The 5804-nt window shown below is 57.4% G+C and carries 5 protein-coding genes; all 5 read left to right on the top strand.

The genetic code is table 11. From position 1 onward, the window contains the following. A partial coding sequence (locus M0974_RS02505) for an OprD family outer membrane porin (RefSeq protein WP_297832299.1) occupies window positions 1-243 on the top strand: 243 nt, incomplete at its 5' end. A 227-nt stretch (window positions 244-470) separates the two neighbouring features. Beyond that, window positions 471-1646, top strand: a complete 1176-nt coding sequence (locus M0974_RS02500) for an MFS transporter (RefSeq protein ID WP_297832296.1) — start codon at window positions 471-473, stop codon at window positions 1644-1646. 212 nt (window positions 1647-1858) lie between these two features. Continuing rightward, on the top strand, window positions 1859-2854 hold the full coding sequence (locus tag M0974_RS02495) for a transporter (protein ID WP_297832293.1): 996 nt from the start codon (window positions 1859-1861) through the stop codon (window positions 2852-2854). A gap of 100 nt (window positions 2855-2954) precedes the next feature. Continuing rightward, window positions 2955-4409, top strand: a complete 1455-nt coding sequence (locus tag M0974_RS02490) for a carotenoid oxygenase family protein (RefSeq protein ID WP_297832291.1) — start codon at window positions 2955-2957, stop codon at window positions 4407-4409. A gap of 102 nt (window positions 4410-4511) precedes the next feature. Further along, window positions 4512-5804, top strand: a 1293-nt coding sequence (locus M0974_RS02485; protein WP_297832288.1) for an FUSC family protein, incomplete at its 3' end; no start/stop codon positions are given.

Raw genomic sequence — 5804 nt, 5'->3', positions numbered from 1 at the left:
GGCGCTCCCGGCCTGACCGGCATGCTTAGGTATTTCAAAGGCAGCAATATCAATTTGCCCAAGTTGGGTGGCACCGACCTCAAAGAGTCCGCACGTGATTTGGAACTGGCGTATGTGATCCAGTCAGGCCCCATAAAAGGTTTGGTTCTGAGGACACGGTGCTCCATGTACCGAAATGACCTGAGCTCCGCAGCAACCTTTCGCAACGACAATGAAACCCGCATCAACATCGATTACACCTAGAAACTTTGGTAACCCTGACACTCGGTTGGCGCACCCGGTCAACGATGACGTTGTCAGGCAAGTAAAAGCGCTGGATGACTTATAAATTTGCTAACTGACAGGATCAGCGGCTGATTACCGGCATGGTAATCGAGCCCGTGAATGCGTTGCTCAAGGATCAATAATCACAATTAAGGGTTTTTTCATTCAGGCCTGACGGCCTGACTAAAAACCCAGAGGCCCTGAACATGAACGCGATACATGTAATAAACAGCAAATCCACCCTCTTGGCGATTTGCCTGATGATGGTAGTTTCTCTTGGCACGTTGCAGATCCAGCCTGTGCTCGGCGGAGCATTGGTCGATCAGTTGGGCATTCCGCTACCCGCTATTGGATCAATTTTCGCCACAGAACTCATGGCCATGGCCATGGCCAGCGGTATATCCGCCCTGCTAGTAACGCGTCTGGACCGACGCCTTTTCGTACGAGTCGCCCTGATCATTCTGGTATTGGCAAATCTGCTGAGTACGCAGATGCACGACTGGAGTGGGCTGCTGCTGGTGCGCATGGTGGCCGGCGCCAGCGGTGGGGCAGTCATGGCGGTGGTACTCGCCAATGCAACACTGCGCAGTAACAAGGACGCCACCTTCGCGATGATCAATATCGCCAACCTGCTCTGGGGCACCCTGACCGTCACGTCGCTGCCCTTGATCCTGGCAAACTTTGGCGTCAAAGGCGCATTTCTGGCCATGGCTCTGGCAGTTGCCTTCAGCCTGCTGGGTACCGGGCGAGTCCCTCGTCGACTCGACGTCGCGCTGCAGGAAACCACCGATAACAAACACGCTTTCGGTGCGACGGCGATGCTTCTGCTGCTGCTCTTTGCACTGTTGTTCATGGGGCATTCGGCACTCTGGGTCTACCAGGAAAGAATTGGTAAAAGCATCGGACTGCTTCCAGAACAGATTGGCGCAATCCTGGGGGGAAGCATTCTGGCAGGCGCGGTGGGAGCCGGTCTGGCCGGCCTGCTGGGCAAACGCCTAGGGGTTTTGATCCCACAACTGATCGGTTTCGGCGGCGCCTTGGTCGCCACCCTGTTAATGGTTAACGGCACCAGCCCAGCCGCCTTTGCCATTACTGCCTGCCTGATCCACATGGTCTGGTTTTTCAGCCTGCCCTATCTGCTGTCCATGGCCGCCGAACTCGACCCGAGCGGTCGACTGCCGGGGCTGGGCAATGCCGCCATTTTTATCGGCCAGGGTATCGGTCCGTTCTGCGCCTCGCTGCTGGTGGGCGATGGTCATTTCCGCGCAGTCGGATGGTTCGCCGCGGCAGTGTATTGCCTGGGCATCGTGATCAGTTGCGTGGTTGCCGCGCATTTTCGTCAGCGCCGCAGCTTGATCAATGCAGAACCCAGCCTGGTTTGACTCACCCATCACAGACGATTGCCAAAAGTGTGTCCAGGCGCAAATGGGAGCGGCCATGACTGCCACTCCCAGCCATAAAATTTGAGCTCGTCTTGTCACGCTCAATCAACTGTGACCCGCACACGCAAGCCCGTTTATGCCGGGTTGTTTACAGTCCAGGTACACGGGGCAATACCCCTTAGCTCACAACTCAAACAATAGAGCCAACACCGATGAGCACAACAAAAAAGATCCTCCCTGCCTTGCTAGCCCTCAGCATCCTCCCCGGTCTGGAGGCTGTCGCGGCCAATGGCCCACCACCCAGTGTTACCGAGCCGAGCGGAATCAACCTGGGCGGCACCAGTTTTTACGATGGTTTTGCCGGGCAACCGGGGTTGTCGATCCTGACGTATCTGAAGTTCTCCAGCGCCAGCGCCATCCTCGATAGTTCAGGCAGTAAAGTCAGCGCCTTCGATAACCCGAAGATCAATGTCACCACCCTGATCACCCAGCTCAGCTACTACTCGCCCAATACTATTGGGGCAGGCGCACACCTGGGCTGGGACCTCCTTCTGCCAATCGTTTCACTCGATGGGAACTTCGGTGAAAACGGTTCTCAACTCAAGGACAACGCCACCGGACTGGGCGATATCACCACCGGCCCCCTGGTGCAATTCGATCCGATCGTCGATGCCCACGGCCGGCCGGTTTTCGTCCAGCGACTGGCGTTGGACATGTTGCTGCCTACCGGAAAATACGACGCGCACAAGGACCTCAACCAAAGCTCAAATTTCTACTCGCTCAATCCCTATTGGGCCGCGACCTGGATGCCAGCACCCCGCTGGGAGGTGAGCTGGCGTCTACATTATCTGTACAACTTCAAGAATAACGATCCGGCCAGCAGCTCAGTGCACTCGTACGAAGGGCAGCCGGTACGTAATACCCAGGCAGGGAAAGCGGCATGGATCAACTTCGCCGCCTCCTATGAAGTGCTGCCTCACATTTCGGTAGGCCTCAACGGGTATTACTTCAAGCAGCTCGCCGATGACGAGGTCAATGGCCAGCGCCTGGCTGACTCTCGCGAAAAAGTACTGGGGATTGGTCCCGGATTGTTCTGGAAAATCGATGACCGCGACGGGTTCTGGCTCAACACCTATCACGAGACTCAGGTCGAGAATCGCGCAGCCAACGACTACGCAGTGCAACTACGTTACGCGCATACATTTTAAGCGTGTAAACCGAGATTAGCCGTCGTGCAGCAAGCGTGTTGATGACGGCCGACGCCTACAGTGAAAACAGTGAAAACAGTGAAATCACCAGGAGATAATCATGTTAAGCAATACCAACCCCTTCCTCCAGGGTCCATTCGAGCCTTTGCTGAATGAGTACGAGGTGCGTGAACTGCACGTCGAGGGCAAAATTCCGACAGCATTGAACGGAACCTTGTACCGGACCGGTACCAATCAGCAATTTGCACCTGCCGCTCCGGATCGTTTTCACTGGTTCGATGGCGACGGCATGGTGCATGCGTTCCACCTGCGCGACGGCCGCGCCAGCTACTGCAACCGCTGGGTTGAAACGGATGGGCTGAAAGCCGAGCGCTCCGCGGGGCGCCCACTCTACAACGGTATCTACGGCAGGAGCGAGAAGCCCCAAGGCGCGCTTCCCGTAGGTGCTCCGGCGATCAAATCGGTTGCCGGCATCAATGTCATCCGCTTGGCCAACCGTGTAATGACCATGCACGAAGTCGATTCCTACTACCTGGAAATCAACCCGCGGACACTGGAAACCACGGGCAAGTTCGATTTCAATGGTCAGGTCGGCGGCATGGTTACAGCTCATCCGCATGAAGATCCTCAGACGGGCGAGTTCCTGTTTTACTCCTTGGACAATGAAGCCAAAACAGTGGAGTGTTTCGCCACCAACCAGGAGGGCCACATCCTTTCACGGCAGAGCGCGACGCTTCCGTTCGCACCCTGGATTCATGACTTCATTTTCACGCCTGAATACTACGTGTTCTTTTTCGGCCCTATTCGCTGGCGCCCCTACTCCCCTGATCTGATCCCGCAGGGGAAAAGCTCATGGTTCTTCGATGACGGTGGAATCAAGGATACTCAGGTGCTGCTGATCCATCGGGTTACGGGCAAGACCCAGTGGCTGGAGGCAAAGAACGCCTCCTACATGGTCGGGCACTTCCTCAATGCCTATCATGACGGCGACAAGATCATTGTCGACGCTTCGGTGACAAGCCTGGTGAACCGCGGCGAACCCTTCAATGTGGAAGATTTCTTTCCATTCCCACTGGTTCCTGGGCCGTCGCCGTTTTCCGGTCCGGAACTCTGGCGCATCACCCTCGACCCATCGCAAGGTAGCGTAGAGCACGAACGTATCGGCGATTTTTCTGCAGAGTTCGTTCGTCCAAATGAAGCCATCATGGGCCAACCCCATCGCTACGGCTACATGGCCTGCGTGCACGCTCCGCGTGGCGAATCTCGCGGTTTCAACGGCCTTGCCAAGCACGACTACCAGACCGGCGAAACCTCATTCCAGCACCTCTCGGCCGACTACGACATGACGCCCGGAGAGCCTATCTTCGTGGCCAGTCCAGACCCGGTATCCGAAGACGATGGCTGGATCCTGGCCGTATGGTACGACCCTCGCCGGAACGCGAGCGAAATGGTCATCCTCGATGCAAAGAACTTCGATGGCATCCCCGTGGCCCGCATCCGCCTCGACCATCATGTTCCGCTCGGTTTCCATGGCAATTGGATAGCGGATCTCTGAGGACATCCGCTGTTCGGTTGCCCTGTTCCTGAGATATCGGGTTGAGCGGCATTAATGCCGCTCGACTCGTAACCCTCACCTACCCGCAGCCAGAGAACATCATTGGCAGTCATCAATAGCACTATCTTCACCCGACGACGGCGACAGCGATCATCTCCCCTGTCTTTCAGTGCCCATACAACGGTTGCCGCTCTGTTGGCATTAGTCATTGCGCAGCTCTGCGGCATCCATCATCCCTGGTGGTCGGCCATGACCGTCTGGCTGGTTGCCCAGCCGACCCGCGGATTGTTCGTCGAGCGCTGTATTGCCCGGTTTGCCGGTACGACAGTCGGTGCGCTGGTGGGCGGCGGTTTGCTGCTGATGCTGTTTTCGTCTCCAGCGCAGTTGCTGGTCTGGCTGGCGGCTTGGGTCGCGTTATGCGCAGGCCTGGGCAATTTGTTCCGGCATTTTCGCAACTATGGATGGGTACTGGCGGGCTACACCGCAGCCATCGTCGCGCTATTCGGTCTGGTTGACCCGGTGCTGGACACCCAGTTGGCCTGGGGCCGGGTGGTTTGCACATTGATCGGCATCCTGTGTTCAACGCTGACTTCCTGGCTCTTCACTCCGCCATCAAACACGTCCAGCCAATTGGATGAACGGCTGCAATCGGTGCTCAATCAAAGCCTGCTGTGGTGCATTCAGGCGTTAGCCCAGGGTGATACTGGTCAAGGCCACACGGACCTCTCGTCGATATTTGCCCAGATGGCCGCGCTTGATCCGCTCTGCGATCAGGTGGCCGCGGGCTCCGGGCGTGGCCGACGCGACGCGCAACGGATCCGCAGAACCCTGAGCGCGCTGATCGACCTTATGGCTCAAGTCCATGCCAATAATCCAGTCGGCCTGGTTCTGCAGGATCATCGCGCCAGCCCGCTGCCCGGCGAGATCGAGGCCGCCAAAGGTCAACTCGACGAGCTGATCATGGTCTTAGAGTCGCAACCCGAACTCCAGGCACGCTACCTGCATTTTGTCGCGGAACTGAAAACCCTGGCCTCAGCGACCGGGCACCCCATTTCACCATGGCGACAATGGGTCGCCAAGACGGTAAACCATGATTGGCGCGCAGCGGCGACATCCGCCGCACGCCCACTTCTGGCTATGTCACTGACAACGGCGATCTGGCTTCTGAGCAGTTGGCATGACGGACCGATGATGGTCATGACGGCGGTGCTTTTCGCGTCGCTGTTCTCCAGTCACGATCAGGGCAACGCGGCGCTGGTCGATGTCCTAGCGGGCTCCATGACGGGCGCGATCACGGGCCTGCTCTGTCGGCTATGGCTGTTGCCGATGGTCGATAGCACGCTGCACATGGTACTGGTCATCGCACCGTGCCTGACAGTCGGGGCCTTTCTCATG

Source organism: Pseudomonas sp. (genome assembly GCF_026224925.1).
Lineage (GTDB): Bacteria > Pseudomonadota > Gammaproteobacteria > Pseudomonadales > Pseudomonadaceae > Aquipseudomonas.
The sequence above is the reverse complement of the archived record's forward strand: the minus strand, read 5'-3'. Positions and strand labels throughout refer to the sequence as shown.

Excerpts from the sequence above, each read along its gene's own strand:
- M0974_RS02495 (WP_297832293.1), top strand. The coding sequence starts at position 1,859 with ATGAGCACAACAAAAAAGATCCTCCCTGCCTTGCTAGCCCTCAGCATC.
- M0974_RS02490 (WP_297832291.1), top strand. The coding sequence starts at position 2,955 with ATGTTAAGCAATACCAACCCCTTCCTCCAGGGTCCATTCGAGCCTTTG.
- M0974_RS02500 (WP_297832296.1), top strand. The coding sequence starts at position 471 with ATGAACGCGATACATGTAATAAACAGCAAATCCACCCTCTTGGCGATT.